We start from the raw sequence: 24,489 nt of genomic DNA on the forward strand, positions 1-24,489 counted from the left end.
GCTGGGGGGCTGGGTGGATGCGACCCGTGACCGTCCTGTCGTAGGGGGCAGTCGGGAGCGCGACGAGGTGTGAACGACCGAGTGCACAAGCTCGGGCCGCTCACGGCCGCGAAGGTGACACGAGACGTTCCCTGCAGCCGGCAGGGGCTCCGGCCCCGATCACGACGTGCGCGTACAGCTCCTCGGAGACGGCCAGTCGGGTGGTCAGGCCGGCGCGGATGAAGGCGTCGACGGCCGAGGGGGCCTGGCGCTCGCTCGTCTCGATCAGCAGGCAGCCGCCGGGCGCGAGCCACCGGACCGCCCCGGCGGCGACCCGGCGCAGCACCTCGAGTCCGTCGGCGCCCCCGTCGAGGGCGACCAGCGGCTCGTGGTCGCGGGCCTCGGCCGGCAGCAGGCCGACCTCGGCGGTGGGGACGTAGGGCACGTTGGCGGCGAGGATGTCGACGCGGCCTCGCAGCTCGCCGGGGAGGGCCTCGAACAGGTCGCCCTCATGGACCCGGCCGCCGTGACCGGCGATGTTGCGGCGGGCGCAGCGCACCGCGGCCGGGTCGATGTCGGCGGCGTGCAGTTCGACCCGGCCGAGAGCGGCGGCGAGGGCGGCGCCCACGGCGCCCGAGCCGCAGCACAGGTCGACGACGACGGCCGCGTCCGGAGCCTGGGCGACGGCCTGGTCGACGAGGAACTCGGTGCGGCGGCGGGGCACGAAGACGCCGGGTTCGACGGCGATCCGCAGCCCCTTGAACTCGGCCCAGCCCAGGACGAGTTCAAGGGGCAGTCCGGCACGGCGGCGGTCCACCATGGCGGCGGCCTCGGCCGGGGTGCGGGCGGCGCCGAGGATCAGCTCCGCTTCGTCCTCGGCGAAGACGCAGCCCGCGGCACGCAGCGCGGCGACGACGGAGGAACGGGAGGGGCGGGACGGCGAAGCGGAAGGAGGAGCGGGCATGAAGCCGAGAGCCTTTCGGAAGCCGAAGGGCGCTCTCACGGTCACCTAGAGCCGGTGATCCGCGCTGTCGTGAGGGGAGAGCACCCGACCTGACACAGCAGTAATGGGTCTCACCTCCTCGGCCTCGCAACGGCCGGGACCACCCACAGCCGGACGGCCACCCTACCCGAAGGGCCGGACGCTCACCGCGTACGGTGGTCCGCGTACACACCGATCACGCTCTACGGCGGGCCGCCGCGCAGGCGGCCTGGAGGCACCACCCGCATGAACGTCACCCGAGGCTTCACCGGGCGCCCGCGCGTCGACAACCCGGGGCTGCCGCCCGGGCAGTACGACGCGGGCGACGACTGGCCCGTCCTGTCCGCCGAGGTCACGCCCGACCTCACGGCCGCCGACTGGACCTTCCGCATCGACGGTCTCGTCGAGGAGCCGCTCACCTGGGACTGGGATGCGGCACACGCGCTGCCGGCGTCGGTGTACGAGGGCGACATCCACTGCGTGACCAGCTGGTCGAAGTTCGGGGTGCGGTTCGGGGGTGTGTCCCTGGACGCGTTCCTGGAGCAGGTGCGGCCGCTGCCGTCCGCCACCCACGCGGTGGCGTACGCGCACACCGGGTACACCACGAACCTCCCGCTCGCCGACCTCACCGGCTCACGTGCCTGGATCGCATGGGAGTACGACGGCCGGCCGCTCACGCCCGAGCACGGCGGTCCGGCGCGGCTGCTCGTGCCGCACCTGTATTTCTGGAAGAGCGCCAAGTGGATTGCGGGCCTGCGGCTGCTCGACCACGACGAGCCCGGCTTCTGGGAGCAGCACGGCTACCACGCGCGCGGCAACCCCTGGGAGGAGCAGCGGTACTCCGGTGACTGAGATCTTCACTCCCCCGACCCGGTTCGCCGTCCCCGGCCGCATCGCCGTCGGCGACGGGACCGCGAACCGCTGGCAGACCGCCACGCTCACCGAGATCCGCCGCGAGACCCCGCGTGCCGCCACCTTCCGGTTCGCGGTGCCCGCCTGGGCGGGGCACCTGCCGGGCCAGCACCTGATGCTGCGGCTGACCGCCGCGGACGGCTACACGGCCCAGCGCCACTACTCGATCGCGTCCGCGCCGGACGACTCGGGGCACATCGAGCTGACCTTGGACCATGTCGACGGCGGCGAGGTCTCCGGCTGGTTCCACGCCGAGGCCCGGCCGGGCGACCGGGTCGAGGTGCGCGGTCCGCTGAGCGGCTTCTTCGCCTGGCCGGGAGACCGGGCGGCGCTGCTGATCGGCGCGGGCTCCGGGGTCGTACCGCTGATGTCGATGGTGCGCCACCACCGGGCACGGGACCTGTCCGTGCCGCTGCGGCTGCTGGTGTCCGCGCGCGGTCCCGAGCAGCTCATCTACGCGGCGGAGTACGGCCCGGAGACGACGCCCGTGTTCACGCGGAGCGCCCCGCCGGGTCTGCCCGTGGGACGCCTGACGACCGCCCATGTGGCGCCGCTCCTGGCCGAGCGGCCTCCCGGTGGGTGGGAGGCCTATGTGTGCGGCTCCAACGCCTTCGCCGAGCATGCCTCGCGTCTGCTCGTCGCGGCCGGCCAGCCGGTGGACCGTATCCGGATCGAACGCTTCGGCTGAGCCCCGGCGCCCCGGCTCGTCCCGCACGGCGGCCGTTCCTCGTGAACGAAGTCCCCTGGACGGGGTACGAGATCCATGTGGCACTCGCACGCATACGTGGCGGCCCGAGGGAGCGAGGGTACGGCTCCCGGGGCCTCCGGTGACGGCGAGGAGGCGGGCATGGGAACCCGGGTGCGCGGCTGGCGCTGGCGACGCAATCCGCTGCGACGCCGCTCGGACGTCGTCGAGGCGTGGACGACGCTGGCCGTCGCCGTCCTGCTGTTGCTGGGCGCTCCACTGGCCGGGGCGGTCGCGGCCTGGTGGGCCCACGACGAGGCACGGTCGACCGCGGTGGCCCAGCGGGCCGAGCGCAGGCATGTCCGTGCCGAGGTCCTGGGCAGGAGTCCCGCCGGTGTGCCCGCCCTGGAGGGCGGCCGGGAGTACACGTACCGGGCGACCGTGCGGTGGACGGAGCCGGGCGACGGTCCCCGCACGGCCTCCGCACAGGTCCCGGCGGGCACGCGGCCCGGTGAGAAGGTCGACGTGTGGTTCGACACGCGGGGCCGCAGTGTGCCGCCGCCGCCGGACGACGCGACGGTCTGGCAGCACACCTTCGCCATCGGCATCTGCGCCACGGCCGGCACGGCCGGCGTGGTGCTCCTCGGCCGTGCGGTCGTACGCCGGGTGGCCACCGGTCACCGGATGGCCGAGTGGGAGCGCGAGTGGGCCCGTACGGAACCGGAGTGGACCGGGCGGCGGGCCTGACCGGGCGTTCATGAGTGCTCCGACCACCAGGCGGTCTGTCTCCCCTTCCCCGTCCATGCCCCGGTCGAGGACGAGAAGACCTGGCGAGTGGTCCGACCACCCGCGTACGGTGTGATCATCAACGTCCTCTTCACCCAAGGCGGTCCTACATGGCGCTGTTCGACCTCCCCCTCGACGAACTCCGCGAGTACCACAGCTCCTCCACCGAGCCCGAGGACTTCGACGCCTTCTGGTCCAAGACCCTGCAGGAGGCGCGCGAGTACGACCTGGACGCCCGGTTCGAACCGGTCGACACGGGACTGTCGACGGTGACGGTGTACGACGTGACCTTCGCCGGATTCGGCGGGCACCCGGTGAAGGGGTGGCTGACACTGCCCGCCGCGGCGGAGGAACCACTGCCGCTGGTCGTGGAGTTCATCGGCTACGGGGGCGGCCGCGGCCTGCCGCACGAGCACCTGCTGTGGGCGTCCACGGGCCGCGCGCACTTCGTGATGGACACCCGCGGCCAGGGCAGCGCCTGGGGCGGCGGTGGCGGCACCCCCGATCCGGTCGGCGGCGCGCCCGCGTACCCCGGTTTCATGACCCGCGGCATCGACGCGCCGGAGAACTACTACTACCGCCGGGTGTTCACGGACGCGGTGCGCGCCGTCGAGGCGGCCCGCTCGCATCCGCTCACCGATGCGGCCCGGACCATGGCGCTCGGCGCCAGCCAGGGCGGCGGGATCACCATCGCCGTCGGCGGTCTGGTCCCCGACCTGGTCGCGGTCGCGCCGGACGTGCCGTTCCTGTGCGACTACCCGCGGGCGGCGACGCTGACGGACCGTCACCCGTACCGCGAGATCGGCCTGTACCTCAAGACCCACCGCGGCCGCGGCGAGGACGCCCTGCGCACGCTCTCCTACTTCGACGGCGTGCACTTCGCCGCCCGCGGCCGGGCCCCCGCGCTGTTCTCGGCGGCGCTGGAGGACCAGACCTGCCCGCCGTCCACCGTCTTCGCCGCCTTCAACGCCTGGGCGCACGAGGACAAGGCGATCGAGGTGTACGAGTTCAACGACCACGAGGGCGGCGGCCCGTACCAGGAGGCCGCCAAGGTGCGCTGGCTGCGGTCGTACGCCTGAGCGGACCGCCACTTCCCTCCGGTCCGACCAGTCGGTACGTTCGGGGAGCCCGGGCCGCAGGGCCGCGGACCGGGCTTCCGACGGACGACGGAGGGGCCATGCCCGAGCGCACGCCAGACATCCACGGTCACTGCGACACCCGCTTCGCCGCGGTGCGGACGGCGTTCGAGGAGAACTTCCGGGAGCGGGGCGAGCTCGGCGCCGCGGTCGCCGTCTCGGTCGACGGCGTGAGCGTGGTCGACCTGTGGGGCGGCTGGGCCGACGCGGCCCGCACCCGGGGCTGGGAACGCGACACGCTGGTCAACGTCTGGTCGACGTCCAAGGGTCCGGTGGCGCTGTGCGCGCACATTCTCGCCGACCGGGGCCTGCTCGACCTCGACGCCCCGGTGGCCGCGTACTGGCCGGAGTTCGCCGCGGCCGGCAAGGAGGAGATCCTCGTACGGCATCTGCTGTCGCACCGCGCCGGACTCTCCGGCCCGCGCGAGCCGCACACCTTCGCCGATCTGTGCGACTGGGAGGTGACGACGGGCCGGCTGGCGGCGATGGAGCCGTGGTGGGAACCGGGGACGCGGTCCGGGTACCACGCGCTGACGTACGGCCACCTGGTCGGCGAGGTCGTCCGGCGGGTGTCGGGGCTGCTGCCGGGCGCGTTCCTGGAGCGTGAGGTGACCGGGCCGCTCGGGCTCGACTTCACCATCGGCCTGCCGGAGAAGGAGGCCGGGCGGGCGGCGGAGCTGGTGCATCCGCGGGTCGCGCCGAGCAGCGAACAGGCGGCGATCTTCAGCCAGTTGGCGCCCGCCGCGATTGCCGCGCTGACCAATCCCGCGGTGGGCGCGGCCGAGGCCAACACGCCCGAGTGGCGGGCCGCCGAGATCCCCGCCGCGAACGGCCACGGCACCGCGCGGGCCGTCGCCGCCCTGTACGGGATCTTCTCGGGCCGGGGTACGTACGACGGCCACCGAATCCTGTCCCCCGAGGCGGCCGAGCGGGTGCGCGAGGGTCAGGGCGCCTGCCGGGACCTGGTGCTGGGTGCCGGGTTCGACGGGGAGACGGAGGCCGGGCTGGGACTGTGGCTGAGCGGGCCGCACGGCTCGTACGGGCCCAATCCGCGGGCCTTCGGGCACGACGGTTTCGGCGGGTCCTGCGGGCTGGCGGATCCGGAGGCGGGAGTGTCGCTGGGCTACGTGATGAACCGCATGGGGCCGCACATCGCGAACGACCCACGCAAGATGGCGCTGGTCGACGCCTTGTACAGCGCCCTGTGACAGCCGCGTGACCCGTACTGCTCCGGTCGAACCGCCGGACCGGCATTCCCTGAGTTCACTCTTCCGGCGGCGGTCCGAGACCGGGCTCCCGGCCGGGCAGGTCCCGCCGCCGCTCCGGCGGGGTCACGCCGGGGTTCGAGGCCGACATGAAGATCACGGCCTGTCTCCGTAGGCTGGAGACCCTCTCAAGAGAGGCATTCTGCGCATGAGCATCCATAACGCCGCGCAGATCGACCGTGCCACAGGGAGCTCGACATGACCATGTTCACCACGTCCGACGGCACCGAGATCTTCTACAAGGACTGGGGCAGCGGCCGGCCCGTGGTGTTCAGCCACGGCTGGCCGCTCAACGCGGACGCCTGGGACGGGCAGGCCCGCCTCGTCGCCGACAACGGCTTCCGCGCGATCGCCCACGACCGCCGCGGCCACGGCCGCTCGGGGCAGCCCTGGCAGGGCAACCACATGGACCAGTACGCCGACGACCTGGCCGAGTTGATCGAGAAGCTCGACCTCAACGACGTGATCCTGGTCGGCCATTCGACCGGCGGCGGAGAAGTGGCCCGCTACCTCGGGCGGCACGGCAGCGGGCGGGTCGCCAAGGCCGTGCTGCTGGGTGCCGTCCCGCCGCTGATGCTCAGGACGGACACCAACCCGGAGGGTACGCCGCTGGAGGTCTTCGACGGGATCCGGGCCGGAGTCGAGGCGGATCGCTCGCAGTTCTACTGGGACCTGAGCGCGAGCTTCTACGGCTACAACCGGCCCGGCGCCACCGAGTCCGAGGGCGTGCGCCGCGCGTTCTGGATGTGGAGCATGCAGGCCGGCCTCAAGGGCGCGTACGACTGCATCGAGCAGTTCTCGGCGACCGACTTCACCCAGGACCTGCAGAGCATCGACGTACCGACGCTGGTCGCGCACGGCGACGACGACCAGATCGTGCCGATCGGCGCCGCCGCCCTGAAGACGGCCGAAATCGTCAAGGACGCCACCCTCAAGGTGTATCCGGGCGCCCCGCACGGCCTGGCCGGCGACTACGAGCGGACGTTCAACGCCGATCTGCTCGAGTTCATCCGGAGCTGAGCTCCTACCGGGGCCGTCCGGCCGCGACCATGCGGACGCGCGGACTGCCGTCGCCGCGCTGCCCGAACTCGGGCAGCGCATGGAGATCCACCCGGAAACCGGCACGGTCCAGCTCCCGCAGGACGTCACCGAACCGGACGGCCCGGTAGTACATGACGAAGGGCGGCCGCCACACGGCGTTGCGGACCCGCATCACCGCGTCGAAGCCCTCCAGCATCCAGTAGGCGGTGGATCCCGGGCGGGGCGGGGCGACGACGGGGAAGGCGAAGCACCCGCCCGGCCGCAGGACGGAGTGGACCTGCTCGAACAGTCCCGGCAGCTCGCCCGGGAGGAAGTGCCCGAACGCGCCGAAGCTGGCCACGAGGTCGAACGCGGGCCGGAACGGCAGGGCGCGGGCGTCGGCACGCACCCAGGAGACCCGCGGCCCGACGGCCCGGCCACGCTCCCGCGCGACGGCGAGCATGCCCGCACTGAAGTCGACCCCCGTGACACTCCGCCGGCACACACCCGTCAGCACATCCACGCCCGCGCCGGTGCCGCAGCACAGGTCGAGCCCGTCCTCGAACGGCCCGATCCGCCGCAGTGCCGCCGCGGTGGCCTCCAGCACCGCGTCCGGCGTGCGGAAGGGTGTGTGGTCGAACTTCGGGGCGAGCAGGTCGTAGCCGCGCTCGACGGAGGACAGCGCCTGTACGGCGAGTTCGCGGAGGCTGGGACCTTCGGGGCTGAACATCGACATCAGCTTAGTCACGCCTGGACAGCAGGAACGGCGTCGCCGGTATCAGGAGCCCGGCGAGGCCGTACCGCCAGGGCGCGAACCCGAGCGGGACCAGCATGAGCACGGCGAGCAGCGGCACGCCGATCCGGCCCTCGGCCGGGATACTGAGGCGTACGTCACAGTGGTAGTCGCGGATCGGGTGGTACGGTGCAGTGAGCACCTGTGTACGCCCCGATGTGGCGCCGGTGCAGTTTCCTTCCTCAGTCTGCCGAACCGCCCGCCGTAATCCCGGTCGGATCAGCGGCTTCTCAGCACCACCTCATCAGCAGACCTTGCGGTCCGTCGCCGAGGTGCTGTTCTCCGCCGCCCGGAGGCACGTACGTACGCCCTCCCCTGCGGCTCTCCCCTCCCTTGCTCCCGCTTGCCTGTGTCCCAGGCCCTCCGTCCGTGAAAGGACCGACCACCATGACCGCCACTCTCGAACACCCTCCCCTCCAGCAACAGGCCCAGGCCGTCACCGGTGTCGTCGACATCGACGCGGGCGGCAAGGCACACCTGCGCGCCGCGAACTGCCTTCCGACGTCCGCCGATCCGCAGGTCCCGGCCGCGCTGATCCGCCGGTACGGACTGCGCAAGGGCGACCTCGTCGAAGGCGTACACGGCTCCCAGCGCACCCTGACCGAGGTCGCGCACGTGAACGGCCGCACGCCCGAAGAGGTCCGCGGTCGCCGTCACTTCCGCGACCTCACGCCCCTCCACCCGCGCGAACGACTCCGCCTCGAACACCCGGCGTCCGGTCTCGCCGGACGCGTCGTCGACCTGCTCTCGCCCGTCGGCAAGGGGCAGCGCGGGCTCCTCGTGGCCCCGCCCAAGACCGGCAAGACTGTGCTGCTCCAGCAGATCGCGGCCGCCGTCGCCGGCAACCACCCCGAATGCCGGCTGATGGTGGTGCTGCTCGACGAACGCCCCGAGGAAGTCACGGACATGCGGCGCTCGGTGCGGGGCGAGGTGTACGCCTCGACCTTCGACCGGACGCCCAGGCAGCACATCGCGCTCGCCGAGCTGGTGATCGAGCGGGCCAAGCGGCTCGTCGAGGCCGGCGAGGACGTCGTGATCCTCCTCGACTCGCTGACCCGGCTGTGCCGGGCGCACAACAACGCGGCCGCCTCCGGTGGCCGCACCCTCAGCGGTGGCGTCGACGCGGCCGCGCTGCACGGCCCCAAGCGCTTCTTCGGCGCCGCGCGCCTGGCCGAGGAGGGCGGATCGCTGACCATCCTCGCCACCGCCCTGGTCGAGACCGGCTCCCGCGCCGACGACTACTTCTTCGAGGAGCTCAAGAGCACCGGCAACATGGAGCTCCGGCTGAGCCGCGAACCGGCCTCCCGCCGGGTCTTCCCGGCCGTCGACATCACGGGCTCCGGTACCCGCCGCGAGGAACTCCTCCTGTCCCCGCCCGAGTTGACCGCCGTGCACGGGCTGCGGCGCGCCCTGCGCACCCGCGACGGCGAGGCGAGCCTGGAGACCCTGCTGGAGCGGATGCGCGCGACCCCCGACAACGCGACGTTCCTGCGCCGGATCCAGCCGACGCTGCCCGCCCGCCGGGGAGACTGACGGCGGTTCACACGCGTCCCTCCGGTGCGGCATCCGGGTGCACGCCTGCCGCATTCGGCCCTGACAGCGCGGCGTGGCCAGGACTTCGTTCCTACGTTGATCATATGAAGATCGGATTCCCTTCCAGGGTGGCCGTGCCGACCTGCGGTCTCTGCGTCGCCGGCATCCTGGCGCTCGCCCCCGTCGCGGCGGCCGCTCCGACAGAGCCGGACCCCGGTGCACCGGGCGCGCCGCGGGGGACAGCCCCGGTGTCGACCCTGCTGTACCGCTCCGGCACGCAGGCGCTGCCGCGCCCCGGAGCACCGCAGGTCCCGGACGTCTCCGCCCTGTCGTGGCTGGTGGCCGACGCCGACACCGGCGAGGTGCTCGCCGCGCACGACGCCCACCGCAAACTGCCGCCCGCCAGCACCCTGAAGACCCTGTTCGCCCTCACGGTGCTGCCGGCGCTGCCCGGAGGGCTCCGGCACCGGGTCACGGACGAGGAGCTGGCGGGCATCGGGTCGGGCAGCAGCCTGGTCGGGGTCGAGGAGGGAGGCGCGTACCGCGTCACCGACCTGTGGCGCGGCGTGTTCCTCAGCTCCGGCAACGACGCCGTGCGTGTCCTGGCCGGGCTCAACGGGGGTTGGCACACCACGGCCGCGCGTATGGAGGCCAAGGCCCGCACCCTGGGTGCGCACGACACCCGTGTCCGGTCGCCCGACGGATACGACGCGCCCGGCCAGGTGTCGTCGGCCTACGACCTGGCCGTGTTCGGCCGCGCGGGGCTGCGCAACGCCGACTTCGCGCGGTACTGCGCGACGGCCGAGGCCAAGTTCCCGGAGGTCGACGGCTCGGTGTACGACATCCACAACACCAACCGGCTGCTCACCGGGGAGGACGGTGTGGCGCCCTACCCGGGCCTGATCGGCATCAAGAACGGCTACACCAGCAACGCCGGCCACACTCTGATCGCCGCCGCCCGCCGCGACGGACGCACCCTCGTCGTCTCGGTGATGAACCCTCAGTCGGGCGACGCCTTCACCGTCTACGAGGAGGCGCGGTCGTTGCTCGACTGGGGTTTCGAAGCCGCCGGCCGGGTCGATCCGGTGGGCTCGCTGGACGCCCTGCGCAGCAGACCGCGGCCCGGGCCTCCCGCCCTGCCCGTGGCCGCGCCGGACACACCGGACACCGGGCCGGGCTGGCCGGCGACGGCGGCGATCGCGGCCGCAGCCTGTCTGGGCGCGGGGGCGGTCGAGCTGGCGCTGCGGCTCATGGGCGTCCGCTCGGCGCCGGAGTGACCGACCGGCAGCCACACCAGCAGCCCGAGGGTGATCCAGGCATAGGTGTTGCTGCCGAGAAACCCGTCGACGCCGGACGCGTCGTCGAACCACAGCCACACCACGCTGGTGCACAGCACCGCGTACAGCGCGGCCGCGATCCGCGGCTGCCCGGCCCGGACCAGCACCACGAAGGACGGCAGCAGCCACACGAGGTGGTGCACCCAGGTGATCGGGCTGACCAGACACGCCGTCAGCCCGGTCAGGGCGAACGCGGCGTACCAGTCCCCCGCCGCCACGGCCTTGCGGGCACGCCAGGCCCACACGCCCATCACCAGCAGCACCACCACCGCCCAGACGGACTTGCCCTCCAGGTCGAGGCGGGCCAGGAGGCCCTGCAGGGACTGGTTCGAGACGTAGTCCAGCCGGCCCACCCGGGTGGTGTCCCACAGCGCATGCGTCCAGTAGAAACGCGACGCGTCCGGCGTCACCCACGCCGCCAGCCCCGTCGCCCCCGCGGCGACGACCGTCGCGACGGCCGCAGCCCGCCACCGCCGGGCGAGCAGCAGCAGCGCGATGAAGATCGCGGGCGTCAGCTTGATCGCCGCCGCGAGTCCGATGCCGACACCGGCCCAGCGTCCCCGCCCGGTGGCGAGCAACCAGGCGTCGACCAGCACGAGCGCCAGGAGCAGCAGGTTGACCTGGCCGAAGCTGAACGTGTCGCGGAGCGGTTCGTACAGCGCGAGCGCACCGGCGGCCAGGGAGCAGCCGTACCAGCCGTAGCGCCGCCATGCCTTGCCGGTCAGCACCCGCAGCGACACGCCCAGGGCGGTCAGATTGAGCAGCAGGGCGATCGCGACCGCGGTGTGCAGGCCGACGAGGGCCATCGGCAGCATCACGACCGCGGCGAACGGCGGATAGGTGAAGCCGTACGTGGTCCCCGGCACCCGGTAGTCGTAGATGCGTCCGCCGTCGTGGATCCAGCTGTGGATGGTCCCGTGGTAGACGCGCAGGTCGAACCAGTCCCGCAGCAGCGGCACCGTCGCGGTGAAGACGGTCACGGCGGCGGCGAGGACGAGCACGAGCAGCAGTCGCCCGCGGTCGGTGCGGGGCGCCCTCATGCCGTGCGTCCCAGGACCGGGGCCTGCGCGGCCTGGTGGGCCTGCCACAGCACGACCACCGCGAGGACCCCGCCGGAGACGGCCAGCAGCAGCTGCCCGAGGTCCGCCGGGCCGCCGCTGGGCAGTACGGCGAGCGCGAGGACGCAGGTGACGGCCGCCACCCGGTGCCGTACCCAGGTGGTGGGCGCCGCGGCGGCGATGAGGAACAGACCCCACAGCGCGTACCAGGGCCGGATCGCCGGGCCGAAGGCCGCGACCGCCGCCAGGCTGAGCCCCAGCGCGTACACCGGGCGGGGGCGCAGCCGCAGCCATATGACGAGCAGGGCGATCGCGGTGATCGCCAGGCCGGCCGCGTGCCACACCGGGACGGCGAGCGGCGCCAGATCGCTGCCCAGCCGTTCCAGCAGGGCGCCGGTGGCACGGCCGAGCAGGCTGGTGAGCGCCCAGTTGTGCGGCGAGACGGGCGTGTTGAGGGCGGCGATCCAGCCGTACCCGGTACCGGCCACGGCCGTCGCGGCGACCGTCGTGGCCGCGGACGCGGCGGCGGTCGTCAGCACCGCCCGCGCCGGGTGGCGGCCCGCGCGCATCTGCAGCACGACGACCGCGGCGAGTCCGAGCACGGCGGGCGCCTTCACCAGCGCGGCCAGGGTGATGAGTACGGCGCCCAGGACCGGCCTGCGGCCGAGTGCGGCGACCAGGCCGACGCCGAGCAGGCCGAGCATCATGGCGTCGTTGTGCGCGCCGGCCACGAGGTGCAGCAGTACCAGCGGGTTGAGGGCACCGAGCCACAGCGCGGCGGCCGGGTCGGCGCCGCTGTGCCGGGCGAGGCGGGGCAGCGCGGCCGCCATCAGGGCCACGCCCAGCAGCGCCAGGAGCCGCATCCCCATGAGGCCAGCGGGCAGTTCGCCACTGGTCAGGCCGGACAGCGCGGAGGCGGCGGCGAGGAACACCGGGCCGTAGGGTGCCGCGGTGTGCTGCCATACCGGGGACACCTCCTCGGCGAGCGGGCCGCCGAGACGGGACGGTCCGTGCGCGTACACGTCGATCTGGGCGTCCACCATGGCCCCTTGGGCGAGGTAGCTGTAGACGTCCCGGCTGAACAGCGGCGGGGCCAGCAGCAGCGGGGCCGCCCAGACGGCGAGGACCAGCAACAGCGCGCGCGGCGTGGGTGGTTCGGGACTGCGGATCAGCCGGCCGAGCAGGGCCCAGGCCGCGATCAGCAGGACGACGCCGAAGTACACGCCGACCAGCCCGAGAGCGGCGCCGGCCGAGGAGGGCGACAACAGCTCGCGGACGGGAAGGGCTCCGGCCGTCTCACCGCCCAGTGCGAGAAAGGCGGTACCGGCCAGGCCGAGTACCTGACAGCGGCGGAGATCGACGGAGGAAGCCATGGCCAACACTCGGTCAGCGTGTCAACGCCGGGTGGCCGGAAAACGACGTCCCCCCTTCCGGTGGGAGACCTGCGCATGACCTCCGTGTGATCAGAACACCGACAGTCCGGTGAGCGTCGTGAAACGGTCCAGGGCAGCGACCCCGGCGACCGAGTTGCCGCGCTCGTCCAGCCCCGGGCTCCACACGCACAACGTGCAGCGTCCCGGCACGACGGCGACGATTCCTCCGCCGACGCCGCTCTTGCCGGGCAGGCCGACGCGGTAGGCGAAGTCGCCGGCCGCGTCGTACGTTCCGCAAGTCAGCATCACCGCGTTGACCTGCTTGGCCTGGCTGCGCGTGAACAGCCGCGAGCCGTCGGCGCGGACGCCGTGCCGGGCCAGGAAGGCGGTGGCGAGGGCGAGGTCGGCGCAGGAGGCCCGGACGGAGCACTGCCTGAAGTACTGGTCGAGCAGCAGCGGCACCGGGTTGTCGATGTTGCCGTACGAGGCCATGAAGTGGGCCAGGGCGGCGTTGCGGTCGCCGTGCGCGGCTTCGGAGGCGGCGACCTCGTGGTCGAAGTCCAGGCCGGGGTTGCCGCTCTCGGTGCGCAGGAAGTCGAGGAGGGTGCCCGCCGCGTCGCCGGTACGGGTCTGGAGGCGGTCGGTGACGACCAGCGCACCGGCGTTGATGAACGGGTTGCGCGGAATTCCGTTCTCGTACTCCAACTGGACCAGGGAGTTGAAGGGGTTGCCGGACGGCTCGCGGCCGACGTGTTCCCAGAGTTCGTCGCCCTCGCGGGCCAGGTCGAGGGCGAGGGTGAAGACCTTGGTGACGGACTGCGTGGAGAACGGCTCACGCCAGTCCCCCACGCCGTACACCGTGCCGTCCAGCTCCGCGACGGCCATGCCGAAGCGGCGCGGGTCGCAGGCGGCGAGCGCCGGGATGTAGTCGGCGGGCCGGCCACGTCCGGGCGTGTGCTCGATCTCCTCGGCGATGCGCTTCAGGACCGGTTCGAAGGTCAGCGACGACGTCATGATCAACAGTGTGCCTCCGCGTCAGGTCCTGGCGCGCATCCGCAGTTCAGACGACGGGCGAGCCGCTGCCCGCGACGACCTCCGGCCGCAACAGCGCGGCCAGCCGTTCGGCCGGCAACAGGCCTCTCTCCAGGACGAGTTCGGCAACCCCGCGGCCGGTGGCCAGGGCCTCCTTGGCGATGTCGGTGGCGGCCGTGTACCCGATGTGCGGGTTGAGCGCGGTCACCAGGCCGATGGAGTTCTCCACGCTTGCGCGCAGCGCCTCGGTGTTGGCGGTGATGCCGTCCACGCAGCGCTCGGCGAGGGTGCGGCAGGCGCTCTCGAGATGGGTGATGCTCTCCGACAGGGAGTGCAGGATGACCGGCTCGAAGGCGTTCAGCTGAAGCTGTCCGGCCTCGGCGGCCATGGTGATGGTGACGTCGTTGCCGATCACCTCGAAGGCGACCTGGTTGACCACCTCGGGGATCACCGGGTTGACCTTGCCGGGCATGATGCTGGAACCGGCCTGCACGGGCGGCAGGTTGATCTCACCGAGGCCCGCGCGCGGCCCGGAGGACAGCAGGCGCAGGTCGTTGCAGCTCTTCGACAGCTTGACGGCGATCCGCTTGAGCACGCCGGACATCTGCACGAACGCGCCGCAGTCCTGGGTCGCCTCGACCAGGTTCGCGGCGGTGACCAGGGGCAGCCCGGTGATGTCGGCGAGATGGCGGCGGGCGGCTTCCGCGTACCCGGCGGGGGCGTTCAGCCCTGTCCCGATCGCGGTGGCGCCCAGGTTGATCTCGTGGATCAGCTCGACGGCCTCGGCGAGCCGGCTGCGGTCCTCGTCGAGCATGACGGCGTACGCGGAGAACTCCTGCCCCAGCGTCATGGGCACCGCGTCCTGCAGCTGGGTGCGCCCCATCTTGAGTACACCGCGGAACTCGACGGCCTTGCGGGCGAAGGCGTCCTGCAGCACGGACATCGCCTTGAGCAGACCGCGCACCGCGAACACCGTCGCGATCTTGACGGCGGTCGGATAGACGTCGTTGGTGGACTGGCCGAGGTTGACGTCCTCGTTGGGGTGCAGATACCGGTACCGGCCCCTGGCGTGGCCCAACAGCTCCAACGCCCGGTTGGCGACAACCTCGTTGGCGTTCATGTTGGTGGAGGTGCCGGCACCGCCCTGGATGACGTCGACGACGAACTGGTCGTGCAGCTTGCCGGAGCGTATCTCCCGGCAGGCGGCGACGATGGCGTCCGCCTTGTCCGAAGAGAGCAGGCCGAGTTCCTCGTTCGCGAGGGCGGCGGCCTCCTTGACGGCGGCGAGGGCGTCGATCAGGTGCGGGTAGGCGGAGATCGGCGTGCCCGTGATGGGGAAGTTCTCCGTGGCGCGCAGGGTGTGGATGCCCCAGTACGCCTCGGCGGGGACGTCGCGGTCTCCGAGCAGATCGTGTTCGCTGCGGGTGGCGGCGGTCATGAAGGTCCTCTGTGGTGTCGGAGGGGTGCGAGTCAGGCGTACGAGGCGGAGGGCAGCGGATCGAGCGCGCGCACCGGCCGGACGCTGCCGACCGGCTGTCCGCCGCCGAGCAGCGGCTCGCCCGCGAACTCGGCGAGCAGCGCCGGGTCGACGCCGGCCCGGGCCAGCGCCGCGGCGGCGACCGGGATGCGGGCGCGGTCGGCACCGTCGGCGATCTTCACGGCGACGGTCCGGCCGTCCGGGAGTGCGGCGACCTGCACGCCTTCGAAGCCGTCCTTGGCGAGCAGTCCGGGCACGGCCCGCATCAGCGCGGCCACGTCCCGGCCGGAGCCGGAGGCCATCTCGGCGTGCTCGCGCATCGCGTCGGCGACCCGCGCCTCGGGGGTGCCGGAAGCGGCGGTGGTGATACGGGCGGCGGCCCGCGCAAGGCCGTGCAGGGAAACGGCGAACAGGGGTGCGCCGCAGCCGTCGACGGTCACCCTGGCGATGCGCCGGCCGGTGAGGTCCTCGACGATCTCGGCGATGGCCTGCTGGAGGGGATGGGCGGGGTCGAGGTAGTCGTCGAGGGACCAGCCGTTGAGCTTGGCCGTGTAGAGCATGGCGGCGTGCTTGCCGGAGCAGTTCTGGGCGAGCCGGGAGGGCATACGGCCCTCACGCACCCAGGCGTCCCGGACGACCGGGCCGAACGGCAGGTCGGGGACGTTGCGCAGATCGTCCTCGGCGAGTCCGGCGATGTCGAGGATGCGCCGGGTGCCGGCGAGATGGCGCTCCTCCCCGGAGTGGCTGGCGGCGGCGAGCGAGAGCAGCTCGCCGTCGAGCGGAAGTCCGGCCCGCACCATGGCGACGGCCTGGACGGGCTTGAGTGCCGACCGGGGGTAGAAGGCGGCCTCGATGTCGCCGAGCTGGAGCTGGACCTCGCCGTCCGCACCGAGGACGACGACGGAGCCGTAGTGGATGCCTTCGACCATCCCGCCGCGTATGAGATGGGCGACGGGGGCGTGGAGGGGCTCACGGACCAAGGGGGCGTCCGCGACGGAACTGCTGTACATCACTGCCTGGTTCATCGGTGAGGTGTCGTCGGCCGGGGCGTGGTTCACGCGTCGGCCCTGGTGGAGGTGGTGCGTATCCGGCCGCGCATGCCGTCCCGGCCCGCGACCAGCGCCGCGACGATCAGCGGCAGGCACAGCACGTCTCCGGCATCGACACGGCCGGAACGTTTCTGCACAGCGTCGTGCAGGGACTGCTCGCTCACGCCTCGGGTCCGCCTTCCGTGGGGGTGTCCGTGCGCACGGAGCGCACGATGTCGGTGAGGGTGGTCTCGACCCGGTCGAGGTGGTGGGACATGGCCTCGAGCGCGTCGTGCTCGGAACCGTCGATCAGCGCCTCGACGATCGCCCGGTGCTCACGGTTGGACTGCTCCCGGCGTCCGCCCAGCTCGTTCAGGAACGCCGACTGGCGGGCCAGCGCGTCCCGGATCTCCTCGATGACCCGGCGGAACACCGGGTTCTGCGCGGCCTCGGCCACGGCCAGGTGGAAGAGGGTGTCCATCGCGACCCACGCGGTGGTGTCCGTCTCCCGCTCCATACGGTCCAGCAGGTGGGCGAGGTGGTCGAGGTTCTCCGGGGTGCGGCGCAGCGCCGCGTACCCGGCGACCGGGATCTCGACGTGCCGGCGCACCTCCAAGAGGTCGCCGGCCGAGTAGTCGCCGAACGTGGGCTCCTCGACGCTGCTCGCGACGACGAAGGTGCCCTTGCCGGTCTTGGCCACGGTCAGCCCCATCGTCTGCAGGGCACGCAGGGCCTCCCGCAGCACGGGCCGGGAGACCTCGAGCGTGCGGCAGAGCTCCGCCTCGGAGGGGAGCTTGTCGCCGATCGCGTACTCGCCGCGCTCGATGGCGCCGCGGAGGTGGGTGAGCACCGCTTCCATCGCGCTGACGCGCCGCGGGCCCACTCCACCTGTCTGGCTGTCTGACAGGTTCACAGGGGTGATACTCCGGGTGGCCGGCGGGTGATGTCAAGCGGGCCGAGCGCGCCGCAAACCGGTGGACCCCCCGTTCCGGCAGTGGGGCTACCCGCACCCCACCTGGGGGGAAGACGTCATTCTGCTGCCGGGAAATGGTTCACATACTGAAGCGCATGACCAATCCGATGGTGCTCCCGGGGAACTCGTCCACGCGCGAAGAACAAGGCGCACAGCAAAGGGGAAGCGACTTTTCCGAACTGTCGCGCCGCATAACCGAAGCCGGGCTTCTGCGGCGTCGGCCGTTGTATTACACCGTGCGTTTCGGGGCGGTGACCCTCGCTCTTGCGGGAGGCATCGGGGCGTTTCTCGCGCTGGGGGACAGCTGGAGCCAGCTGATCGTCGCCGCTTTCCTGGCCGTGATCTTCGGCCAGCTCGCGCTGGCGGCCCACGACCTCGCCCACCGGCAGGTCTTCTCCCGTCGGCGCCCCAGCGAGGCCGGCGGTCTGCTGGTCGCCGATCTGCTGCTGGGCATGAGCTACGGCTGGTGGATGAACAAACACACCCGGCACCATGCGAATCCGAATCACGAGGGAAAGGATCCCGACGTCTCTCCCGACATTCTGGTGTGGTCACAGCGGCAGGCACGCAAGGCAAAGGGGCTGCCCCGTTTCATCGGAAAGCACCAGGCCATGCTCTTCTTTCCACTGCTCACCCTGGAAGGGCTGAATCTGAGTTTCGCCAGCTTCAAGGCGCTGGGGAACGCGTCGATGAAACGGCCGGTGCTGGAGGGGACGCTGCTCGTCGTCCATTTCGTCGTGTACTTCGGTGCCCTGTTCACCGTGCTCTCCCCTGCCAGGGCGCTCGCCTTCGTCGCCGTCCACCAGGGCCTGTTCGGGATCTGTCTCGGCTCGGTGTTCGCCCCCAACCACAAGGGGATGCCGATGATCGAGGAGGGGATGCGGCTGGACTTCCTGCGTCGCCAGGTCCTCACCTCGCGCAACGTCAGGGGCGGTGCGCTCATCGATGTCTTCATGGGCGGGCTCAACTACCAGATCGAGCACCACCTCTTCCCCAGCATGCCGACGCCGGCGCTCCGCAGGGCCCAGGTCATCACCGAGCGGTACTGCGCCGAGCTGGGTATCCCGTACCACCAGACCGGGCTGCTCGCCTCGCACCGAGAGGCGCTGCGCCACCTCAGGAGCGTCGGAGAGCCGCTGCGGGACGCGGGCGACTGACTCGAAACCGCTGGGCGCCGGTGCCCGGGGCGGGGTCTTCGCACCCGCGCCCGTCACGACCACACGACCTCGGCGATCGACACCCCCGCGAACGCCGCGCCGAGGCCCGCGCTCACGCTGGCCACGACGTTGACGGCGGCATAGAGCCCGGCCCCCGTCTCGGCCAGCCGCAGTGTCTCGTACGAGAAGGTCGAGTACGTGGTCAGGGCGCCGCACAGGCCGGTGCCGAGCAGCAGCTGAAGGTGGGAGTCCGCGGCGCCCGCCGCTGCCGCGCCCGCCAGCAGGCCGAGGACCGCACAGCCGACGACGTTGACCGCGAAGGTGCCCCACGGGAAGACGGAGTCGTGCCGGGACTGCACCGCCCGGTCGGCGAGGTAGCGGAGCGGGGCGCCGATCATGGCGCCCGCGACGACCAGCAGCCAGTTCACGACGGCTTCTCCCCCTGCGTGCCCGATGCGCCCCGGCCGCCCTCCCGGCCGACGTACCTGATGACCTCGCAGCCCTCGAGGATCACGAGTCCCTCGGTGACCAGTTCGTCGAGCTGCGGCAGGAAGGCCCGGACACGCTCCTCGGTGTCGACGATCACGACAGCCACCGGCAGGTTCTCGCTCAGGGACAGCAGCCGGGAGGTGTGGATCACGGACGAGGCACCGAAGCCCTCGATGCCCTTGAAGATGCTGGCGCCCGCCAGCCCCGCCGCGCGGGCCCGGTGCACGATCTCGGAGCAGAGGGGTCTGTGGTGCCAGGTGTCGTTCTCACCGACGAAGACGGTCACGCGCGTGGCGTTGCCGGTCAGCCGGGTCATCGCTGCCTCCATGTCAGGAAACGGCGGATCGCGGTCGCGCCGAGCCACACCGCGGCGAGCGCCGCCGCCACGGTCGCGGCCAGATACGCCAGGGCGGTGCGCGGGTGGCCGGCGTCGACCAGCTGCTGAATGTCGACGGCGTACGTCGAGAAGGTCGTGAAGCCGCCGAGCACTCCGGTGCCGACGAAGGGGCGGACCAGACGGTGGGCGACCCGGACGTCGGTGATGATCACCATGAACACGCCGATCACGGCGCAGCCGATGACATTGACCCAGAAGGTCGGCCAGGGGAACCCGCCCGGCTGCGCGGGCCACCACACCGAGGCCGCATACCGGGCCGTCGCGCCGATCGCCCCGCCGACGGCGACCACCGCGACGACGGGCACCTGGGCGCGCCAGGCGCGCCGCCGTGGGGGACGCGTGTCCAGGGGGAGGCTCTCGGTCTCCGGGGCTGTCATGACGGTACGTCTCCTACTCGCCGGGGCCCTGACTGCGGGCGCCTGTCGTCGCAAGTAGGGACCGTTGGCGGCACCGACGCCGCGGTTCGGGTACGGCGGGCCCCACCGCCGCGCCGCGCGGGAACGCGGCTCACGCCAGACTAGCTCCGGGGCCGCGCACCCGTCACTTCGAGGCCGGTGCCTCGCACACCGCGACGCCGCGCTCCCGGACACTGCCCAGGATCAGCAGGTCGCCCCCTGCACAGACCCTGGTGATCATGCGGAAGCCGCGGCCGGAGGGCGGACGGGGGCGTGCCCCTCGGGTGGGTACCCGCCGCGGCCGCCTCCCTACCAGCCCTTCTCGAACATCCGGGCCACCTCGGCGATCCGGACCTCGTCGCGGCGGTAGTAGGTGCGGCGCCGGACACGCTTGGCGCGCAGCATGCCGAGGTCCGTGAGGAGGGTGAGGTGGGTGTGGGCCACCGCGCGGCGGACGCCAAGCTTCGCGGCGACGGCGTCGGCGGAGACCCCGTCCGCCACGAGGTCGGTGTGCCGTCGGCGGGGGAAGTGAGCGACCGGATCCTTCAGCCACTCCAGGATGCGCAGGCGGGTGTCGTTGGCGGGAGTCCTCAGCATCACGTCCCCCTTGGTCCGGGCCCTCTATGTGCGGCTTGCCCACTGTGGCGCCGGGCAAGCCACCGTGCTCGGCACACCGCCGGACTTGACCGGGATCGAACGGACCTTCGACTCAATGTCGCGGAACAGCGAGGACCCGGCCGTGGAGGTACGCCCTCGCACGGCCGGGTCCTCGGGTCCTGTGATCCGCCTGGGAGCAACGCGACGGGGGCCTCACCTCAGCCCAGCCGACCCCCTGGCGAATCCCCGCCGAATCCCCTCAGCGGTGGCTGAACCACGCCATCGCCGGCAGCGCCCTGTCGTCGTAGCCGAACAGGGCCTGGTTCTCCCAGCCGTTGCCGGAGGAGGCGTCGGTCGGGTCCCAGCCGTTGCCGTTGACGGCGGTCCAGGTCGCCTCCCAGTAGAAGACGCCGAGGCCGCGGCCGTTCGGGACGGCTTCCACGATGCTGGCGATGTCCTTCATCCACTGCGTCTGCCCGGCCGTCGAGGCCGCGTAACCGGACACGAGCTCGCCGGAGAGGTCGATGATGTTCTCGTGCGCGTCCTCGCTGTCCAGACGGAAGGGGTAGGCCGTCTCGGCGACGAAGACCGGCTTGCCGTAGCGGGACGCCGCGTCGTCCAGCGTGGTCTGGAAGTCGTGGAGCGTGCCGTGCCAGTAGCCGTAGTACGACAGACCGATGGCGTCGAACTTCACGCCATCGGCCACCGCGCTGTCGAACCACCAGCGGGTGCCGGACAGGTCACCGCCCTTGGCGAGATGAAGCGCGACGGTGGTGGACGAGTTGACCGCCTTGACGGCGTCGTATCCACTGTTGAGCAGCCCGGCGAGCTGCGTCCAGTTGTCGGTGGATCCCTCGTTCCACAGCATGCCACCGTTGATCTCATTGCCGACCTGGACCATGTCGGCGGTGGTGCCCTGTGCCTTCAATGCGTTCAACACGTCGTACGTGTGGTTGTACACGTCCGTCTTGAGCTGACTGTACGAGTGGCCCGCCCATGCCGCCGGCTTGCTCTGGGCGCCCGGGTCGGCCCAGGTGTCCGAGTAGTGGAAGTCCACCAGCAGCTTCATGCCCTGCGCCTTGACGCGCTTGGCCATCGCGAGCACGCGCGTCTTGTTGTTGTAGCCGTCGGCCGGGTTGACCCAGACCTTCAGGCGCGCGTAGTTCATGCCGGACGACTTGAGGATGGCGAGGGCGTCGCCGGTGGTGCCGGAGCTGTTCTTGTAGACCCCGCCCTTGGCCTCACTCTTGGCGAGGGACGAGACGTCGGCACCCTTGATCGACGTACCGGACGTGCCCGACGTGAAGGTCAGGTCGTCAACATTGATCCAGTTACCCGCGTTCGCGTCACTGTTGATGCTGATGGTGCACTGGTTGTTCGTCACATTGACCGGCACGACGATCCGGATCCACCCACTGGCGGACACCGGCAGATCCGTACGCTGCTCCGCGCTGCCGCAGTTCTTCAGGGCTATGTACGCGGATTTCTGCCCGCCGCCGGAGCGGACCCAGGCGGTCAGCTTGTAGTTGCCGTTGGCGAGCCCGGAGAGATACTGGTACGTCTCCACCTTGTAGGCGGTGGACGCCCAGTGGCTCAGCCGGTAACTGCCGCTGCGGCCACCGGCTTCGACGTACGAGGCGCCGGTCGAGCCGTACTCGGACCAGCCGCTCGGCGTGGCCGCGCCGGTGCCGTCGGCCTCGAACCCGCCGTTGGTGAGCGTGCTCGCCGCAGCCGCGGTCGGGGCGGGCAGGGCGGTGAGGGCGAGCCCGGCCGCGAGCGGCAACAGCAGGGCTCTGAGGGTGCGTCTGGGATGGAACTTCATCGTCCGTCGTCCCTTCGACGTGATGGGGATGGGGGGGTGCCCCTCTCGTGGGGATGAGGGGCCCCTCCGCCCGCGGCTCTCGTGGCACACACGGGCGGAGGGGAGTCGGCTCAGCCGTCGAGTCGTACGACCCGTACGGCTCCCGCCGGAACCGCCAGGCGGCCGGCGGCACGTTCGCCGGTCAGCAGCTCGGTTCCGGACGTGTCCAGCGGCACCTTGGTGTCGGCGGCGGTGTGGTTGACGGCGAACAGGAAGGTGCCCGACTCGCCGGTGCGGCGCACGACTTCGACATCGTGGGGCAGGTCGGTGCGCGGGGCGATGCGCGCGTCCTCGGCGGCCCGGCCCAGCACCGCGTCGAGGCCGTCGGTGCCGAGGCGGGTGGAGACGTACCAGGCGGTGCCCTCGCCGAGGCGGTGCCGGGTGACGGCGGGGCGGCCGGCGGTGAGGCCGTCGGCGTAGGTCCACACCGTCTCGGCGCCGCGCGGCACCACGAACTCCGTCCACACGTCGGCGCCGAGCTCGGCGCCGTCCGGGCCGGTGATCCGGACCTTCTCGCCCTTCAGGAGCGGCGAGAACTCCTCCACCGTCAGGCCGAGGACCTCCCGCAGCGGGCCCGGATAGGCGCCCTCGTGGACGGCGTCGTGCTCGTCGACGATGCCGGAGAAGTACGACACGACGAGGGTGCCGCCGTTCTCGACGTACTCCTTGAGGTTGAGCCCGGCCGCCTCCGTCATCAGATAGAGCGCGGGCACGACGACAAGGGGATACGCCGACAAGTCGGCTTCCGGATGGGCGAAGTCGACGGTGAGGTGGCGGTCGTAGAGCACCTCGTAGAAGGTGTCGGCGCGTTCGCGGGCGTCGTGGTCCTCGGTGGGGCGCCAGTCGAGGTTCTGCGCCCACCAGGAGTGCCAGTCCCACAGGACGGCCACGTCGGCCTGGGTGCGGGTGCCGCGGATCGGGCCCAACGTGTCGAGGGACGCACCGAGTTCGACGACCTCGCGCCACACGCGCGTGTCGGTGCCGCCGTGCGGCAGCATCGCCGAGTGGAACTTCTCCGCGCCGCGCCGGGACTGCCGCCACTGGAAGAACATGGCGCCCTCGGAGCCGCGCGCCACGTGCGCGAGGGAGTTGCGGGCCATCTGGCCGGGCGCCTTGGCGGGGTTGCGGGCCTGCCAGTTGACGCCCGAGGTGGAGTGCTCGAGGAGCAGCCAGGGGGCACCGCCGGCGACGGAGCGGGTGAGGTCGGCGGCCATCGCGAGGTTGACGTGGGTGCGGCGGCCGTCGGTGATCAGATAGTGGTCGTTGGTGACGAGGTCGACCTCGCGGCCCCAGGCCCAGTAGTCGATGGAGTCGCACTGGCTGAGCGCGGTCATGAAGTTGGTCGTGACCGGCACGCCCGGTGAGAGGCGATGCAGGATGTCCCGCTCCATGCAGAAGTTCTCGCGGATGGTGGCGTCGGCGAACCGCTTGTAGTCCAGTGCCTGCCCGGGGTTGCCGACGGTGGGGGTGAGGCGCGGCGGGTTGATCTGCTCGAAGTCGGTGTACCGCTGGCCCCAGAAGGCCGTGCCCCAAGCTTCGTTGACCGCGCCGACCGTCTCGTACGTGGCCCCCAGCCAGCGGCGGAAGTGCGCGGCACAGGAGTCGCAGTAGCAGGCGGAGACGGGGACGCCGTACTCGTTGTGCACGTGCCACATCGCGAGGGCGGGGTGGCTGCCGTAGCGCTCGGCGAGCCGGGTGGTGATGTTCGCGGCGGCCGCGCGGTAGTCGGCGTTGCTGTGACAGATGGCGCCGCGCGAGCCGAACTCGTAGCGGGTGCCGTCGGCGGTCACCGGCAGCGCCTCGGGGTGGGCCCGGTAGAACCACACCGGCGGCACCACGGTGGGCGTGCCGAGGTCGACGCGGATGCCGTTCTCGTGCAGCAGGTCGAGCAGGCGGTCGAGCCAGCCGAAGTCGTACACGCCGGGTTCGGGCTCCAACAGCGCCCAGGAGAAGATCCCGACACTCACCATGGAGACGCCGGCCTCCCGCATCAGCCGGACGTCCTCCTGCCAGACGGTTTCCGGCCACTGCTCGGGGTTGTAGTCCCCACCGAAGGCGAGCCTGGTGAGGCCCCTGGGGGTGGTCTCCGGCATGGATCTCTCCCGTTTAATCGATCATTTGGGAACGTGCACACACAGCTGGGGCGGTGCGAGCCCAACATAACCGCACAGCAACAACCATTGACAAGCGTCTGGGATGTTTCTCTACTGTGAACGCTCACAGA

24 protein-coding genes and 1 pseudogene are annotated in these 24,489 nt (G+C 71.8%); 9 read left to right on the plus strand and 16 right to left on the minus strand.

Annotated features, from left to right (window positions below):
* Positions 1 to 100 precede the first annotated feature (100 nt).
* Positions 101 to 943 (minus strand): putative protein N(5)-glutamine methyltransferase, encoded by an 843-nt coding sequence (locus ACFV7R_RS35585; protein ID WP_385271171.1) that lies wholly within the window; start codon positions 941 to 943, stop codon positions 101 to 103.
* Positions 944 to 1,207: 264 nt separating this feature from the next.
* On the opposite strand from ACFV7R_RS35585, the gene ACFV7R_RS35590 reads away from it, so the two are divergent.
* The 6 genes from ACFV7R_RS35590 (at position 1,208) to ACFV7R_RS35615 (ending at position 6,765) form a co-directional block, all read left to right on the plus strand.
* Positions 1,208 to 1,813, plus strand: coding sequence for a sulfite oxidase-like oxidoreductase (locus ACFV7R_RS35590; protein WP_385271174.1), 606 nt, complete (start codon positions 1,208 to 1,210; stop codon positions 1,811 to 1,813).
* Positions 1,806 to 2,561: a ferredoxin reductase gene (locus tag ACFV7R_RS35595; protein ID WP_385271177.1), complete on the plus strand. Its 756-nt coding sequence runs from the start codon at positions 1,806 to 1,808 to the stop codon at positions 2,559 to 2,561. The genes ACFV7R_RS35590 and ACFV7R_RS35595 overlap by 8 nt, the downstream gene beginning before the upstream one ends.
* Before the next feature lie 159 nt (positions 2,562 to 2,720).
* The gene (locus ACFV7R_RS35600; RefSeq protein ID WP_385271180.1) at positions 2,721 to 3,305 is read left to right on the plus strand and encodes a hypothetical protein; all 585 of its coding nucleotides are present in this window, start codon (positions 2,721 to 2,723) and stop codon (positions 3,303 to 3,305) included.
* Positions 3,306 to 3,454: 149 nt separating this feature from the next.
* Entirely contained in the window at positions 3,455 to 4,423 is a 969-nt protein-coding gene (locus ACFV7R_RS35605) for an acetylxylan esterase (protein WP_385271183.1), read from the plus strand.
* 98 nt (positions 4,424 to 4,521) lie between these two features.
* Entirely contained in the window at positions 4,522 to 5,688 is a 1,167-nt protein-coding gene (locus ACFV7R_RS35610; protein ID WP_385271186.1) for a serine hydrolase domain-containing protein, read from the plus strand.
* 255 nt (positions 5,689 to 5,943) lie between these two features.
* Positions 5,944 to 6,765 (plus strand): alpha/beta fold hydrolase, encoded by an 822-nt coding sequence (locus ACFV7R_RS35615; RefSeq protein ID WP_385271190.1) that lies wholly within the window; start codon positions 5,944 to 5,946, stop codon positions 6,763 to 6,765.
* Positions 6,766 to 6,769: 4 nt separating this feature from the next.
* On the opposite strand, the gene ACFV7R_RS35620 is transcribed toward ACFV7R_RS35615, so the two are convergent.
* Together ACFV7R_RS35620 and ACFV7R_RS35625 are read right to left on the minus strand one after the other, a co-directional pair.
* Positions 6,770 to 7,495: a class I SAM-dependent methyltransferase gene (locus ACFV7R_RS35620; protein WP_385271388.1), complete on the minus strand. Its 726-nt coding sequence runs from the start codon at positions 7,493 to 7,495 to the stop codon at positions 6,770 to 6,772.
* Between the two features lie 10 nt (positions 7,496 to 7,505).
* Positions 7,506 to 7,700, minus strand: a complete 195-nt coding sequence (locus ACFV7R_RS35625; RefSeq protein ID WP_385271193.1) for a hypothetical protein — start codon at positions 7,698 to 7,700, stop codon at positions 7,506 to 7,508.
* Positions 7,701 to 7,945: 245 nt separating this feature from the next.
* On the opposite strand from ACFV7R_RS35625, the gene rho reads away from it, so the two are divergent.
* Both rho and ACFV7R_RS35635 read left to right on the plus strand, forming a co-directional pair.
* The gene (gene rho, locus ACFV7R_RS35630; RefSeq protein WP_385271196.1) at positions 7,946 to 9,091 is read left to right on the plus strand and encodes a transcription termination factor Rho; all 1,146 of its coding nucleotides are present in this window, start codon (positions 7,946 to 7,948) and stop codon (positions 9,089 to 9,091) included.
* 104 nt (positions 9,092 to 9,195) lie between these two features.
* A pseudogene (locus ACFV7R_RS35635) lies at positions 9,196 to 10,032 on the plus strand (D-alanyl-D-alanine carboxypeptidase family protein); the annotation flags it as partial.
* Positions 10,033 to 10,115: 83 nt separating this feature from the next.
* Here ACFV7R_RS35635 and ACFV7R_RS35640 read toward each other — a convergent pair.
* The 7 genes from ACFV7R_RS35640 to ACFV7R_RS35670 form a co-directional block, all read right to left on the minus strand.
* The gene (locus ACFV7R_RS35640; protein WP_385271199.1) at positions 10,116 to 11,468 is read right to left on the minus strand and encodes a glycosyltransferase 87 family protein; all 1,353 of its coding nucleotides are present in this window, start codon (positions 11,466 to 11,468) and stop codon (positions 10,116 to 10,118) included.
* Positions 11,465 to 12,859: a polyprenol phosphomannose-dependent alpha 1,6 mannosyltransferase MptB gene (gene mptB, locus ACFV7R_RS35645; protein WP_385271202.1), complete on the minus strand. Its 1,395-nt coding sequence runs from the start codon at positions 12,857 to 12,859 to the stop codon at positions 11,465 to 11,467. The genes ACFV7R_RS35640 and mptB overlap by 4 nt, the downstream gene beginning before the upstream one ends.
* A gap of 90 nt (positions 12,860 to 12,949) precedes the next feature.
* On the minus strand, positions 12,950 to 13,873 hold the full coding sequence (locus tag ACFV7R_RS35650; protein WP_385271204.1) for a glutaminase: 924 nt from the start codon (positions 13,871 to 13,873) through the stop codon (positions 12,950 to 12,952).
* Between the two features lie 46 nt (positions 13,874 to 13,919).
* Positions 13,920 to 15,329, minus strand: coding sequence for an aspartate ammonia-lyase (aspA, locus tag ACFV7R_RS35655; protein WP_385271207.1), 1,410 nt, complete (start codon positions 15,327 to 15,329; stop codon positions 13,920 to 13,922).
* A 32-nt stretch (positions 15,330 to 15,361) separates the two neighbouring features.
* Complete coding sequence (locus ACFV7R_RS35660; RefSeq protein WP_385271391.1) at positions 15,362 to 16,378, minus strand: asparaginase; 1,017 nt, start codon at positions 16,376 to 16,378, stop codon at positions 15,362 to 15,364.
* 44 nt (positions 16,379 to 16,422) lie between these two features.
* Positions 16,423 to 16,581 (minus strand): hypothetical protein, encoded by a 159-nt coding sequence (locus ACFV7R_RS35665; RefSeq protein ID WP_385271210.1) that lies wholly within the window; start codon positions 16,579 to 16,581, stop codon positions 16,423 to 16,425.
* The gene (locus ACFV7R_RS35670) at positions 16,578 to 17,255 is read right to left on the minus strand and encodes a FadR/GntR family transcriptional regulator (RefSeq protein WP_385271394.1); all 678 of its coding nucleotides are present in this window, start codon (positions 17,253 to 17,255) and stop codon (positions 16,578 to 16,580) included. The genes ACFV7R_RS35665 and ACFV7R_RS35670 overlap by 4 nt, the downstream gene beginning before the upstream one ends.
* A gap of 209 nt (positions 17,256 to 17,464) precedes the next feature.
* Between ACFV7R_RS35670 and ACFV7R_RS35675 the strand changes: the two genes are divergently transcribed.
* Positions 17,465 to 18,526, plus strand: coding sequence for a fatty acid desaturase family protein (locus ACFV7R_RS35675; RefSeq protein WP_385271213.1), 1,062 nt, complete (start codon positions 17,465 to 17,467; stop codon positions 18,524 to 18,526).
* 53 nt (positions 18,527 to 18,579) lie between these two features.
* Here the strand turns inward: ACFV7R_RS35675 and crcB (ACFV7R_RS35680) are convergent, their stop codons facing one another.
* The 6 genes from crcB (ACFV7R_RS35680) to ACFV7R_RS35705 all read right to left on the minus strand — a co-directional run bounded on the left by crcB (ACFV7R_RS35680) (position 18,580) and on the right by ACFV7R_RS35705 (position 24,358).
* The gene (crcB, locus tag ACFV7R_RS35680; protein WP_385271216.1) at positions 18,580 to 18,954 is read right to left on the minus strand and encodes a fluoride efflux transporter CrcB; all 375 of its coding nucleotides are present in this window, start codon (positions 18,952 to 18,954) and stop codon (positions 18,580 to 18,582) included.
* A complete protein-coding gene (locus ACFV7R_RS35685) occupies positions 18,951 to 19,331 on the minus strand; it encodes a DUF190 domain-containing protein (protein ID WP_385271219.1) in 381 nt (126 codons plus the stop codon). Before ACFV7R_RS35685 ends, crcB (ACFV7R_RS35680) begins: the two co-directional genes overlap by 4 nt.
* Positions 19,328 to 19,789, minus strand: a complete 462-nt coding sequence (gene crcB / locus ACFV7R_RS35690) for a fluoride efflux transporter CrcB (protein WP_385271222.1) — start codon at positions 19,787 to 19,789, stop codon at positions 19,328 to 19,330. The genes ACFV7R_RS35685 and crcB (ACFV7R_RS35690) overlap by 4 nt, the downstream gene beginning before the upstream one ends.
* Positions 19,790 to 20,116: 327 nt before the next feature.
* The gene (locus tag ACFV7R_RS35695) at positions 20,117 to 20,404 is read right to left on the minus strand and encodes an ArsR family transcriptional regulator (RefSeq protein WP_385271225.1); all 288 of its coding nucleotides are present in this window, start codon (positions 20,402 to 20,404) and stop codon (positions 20,117 to 20,119) included.
* Between the two features lie 259 nt (positions 20,405 to 20,663).
* Positions 20,664 to 22,226: an arabinogalactan endo-beta-1,4-galactanase gene (locus ACFV7R_RS35700; RefSeq protein WP_385271228.1), complete on the minus strand. Its 1,563-nt coding sequence runs from the start codon at positions 22,224 to 22,226 to the stop codon at positions 20,664 to 20,666.
* Positions 22,227 to 22,336: 110 nt separating this feature from the next.
* A complete protein-coding gene (locus tag ACFV7R_RS35705) occupies positions 22,337 to 24,358 on the minus strand; it encodes a beta-galactosidase (protein WP_385271231.1) in 2,022 nt (673 codons plus the stop codon).
* Positions 24,359 to 24,489: the final 131 nt, after the last annotated feature.

Origin of the sequence: Streptomyces sp. NPDC059866 (assembly GCF_042731325.1) — a bacterium.
GTDB lineage: Bacteria > Actinomycetota > Actinomycetes > Streptomycetales > Streptomycetaceae > Streptomyces > Streptomyces flavusporus.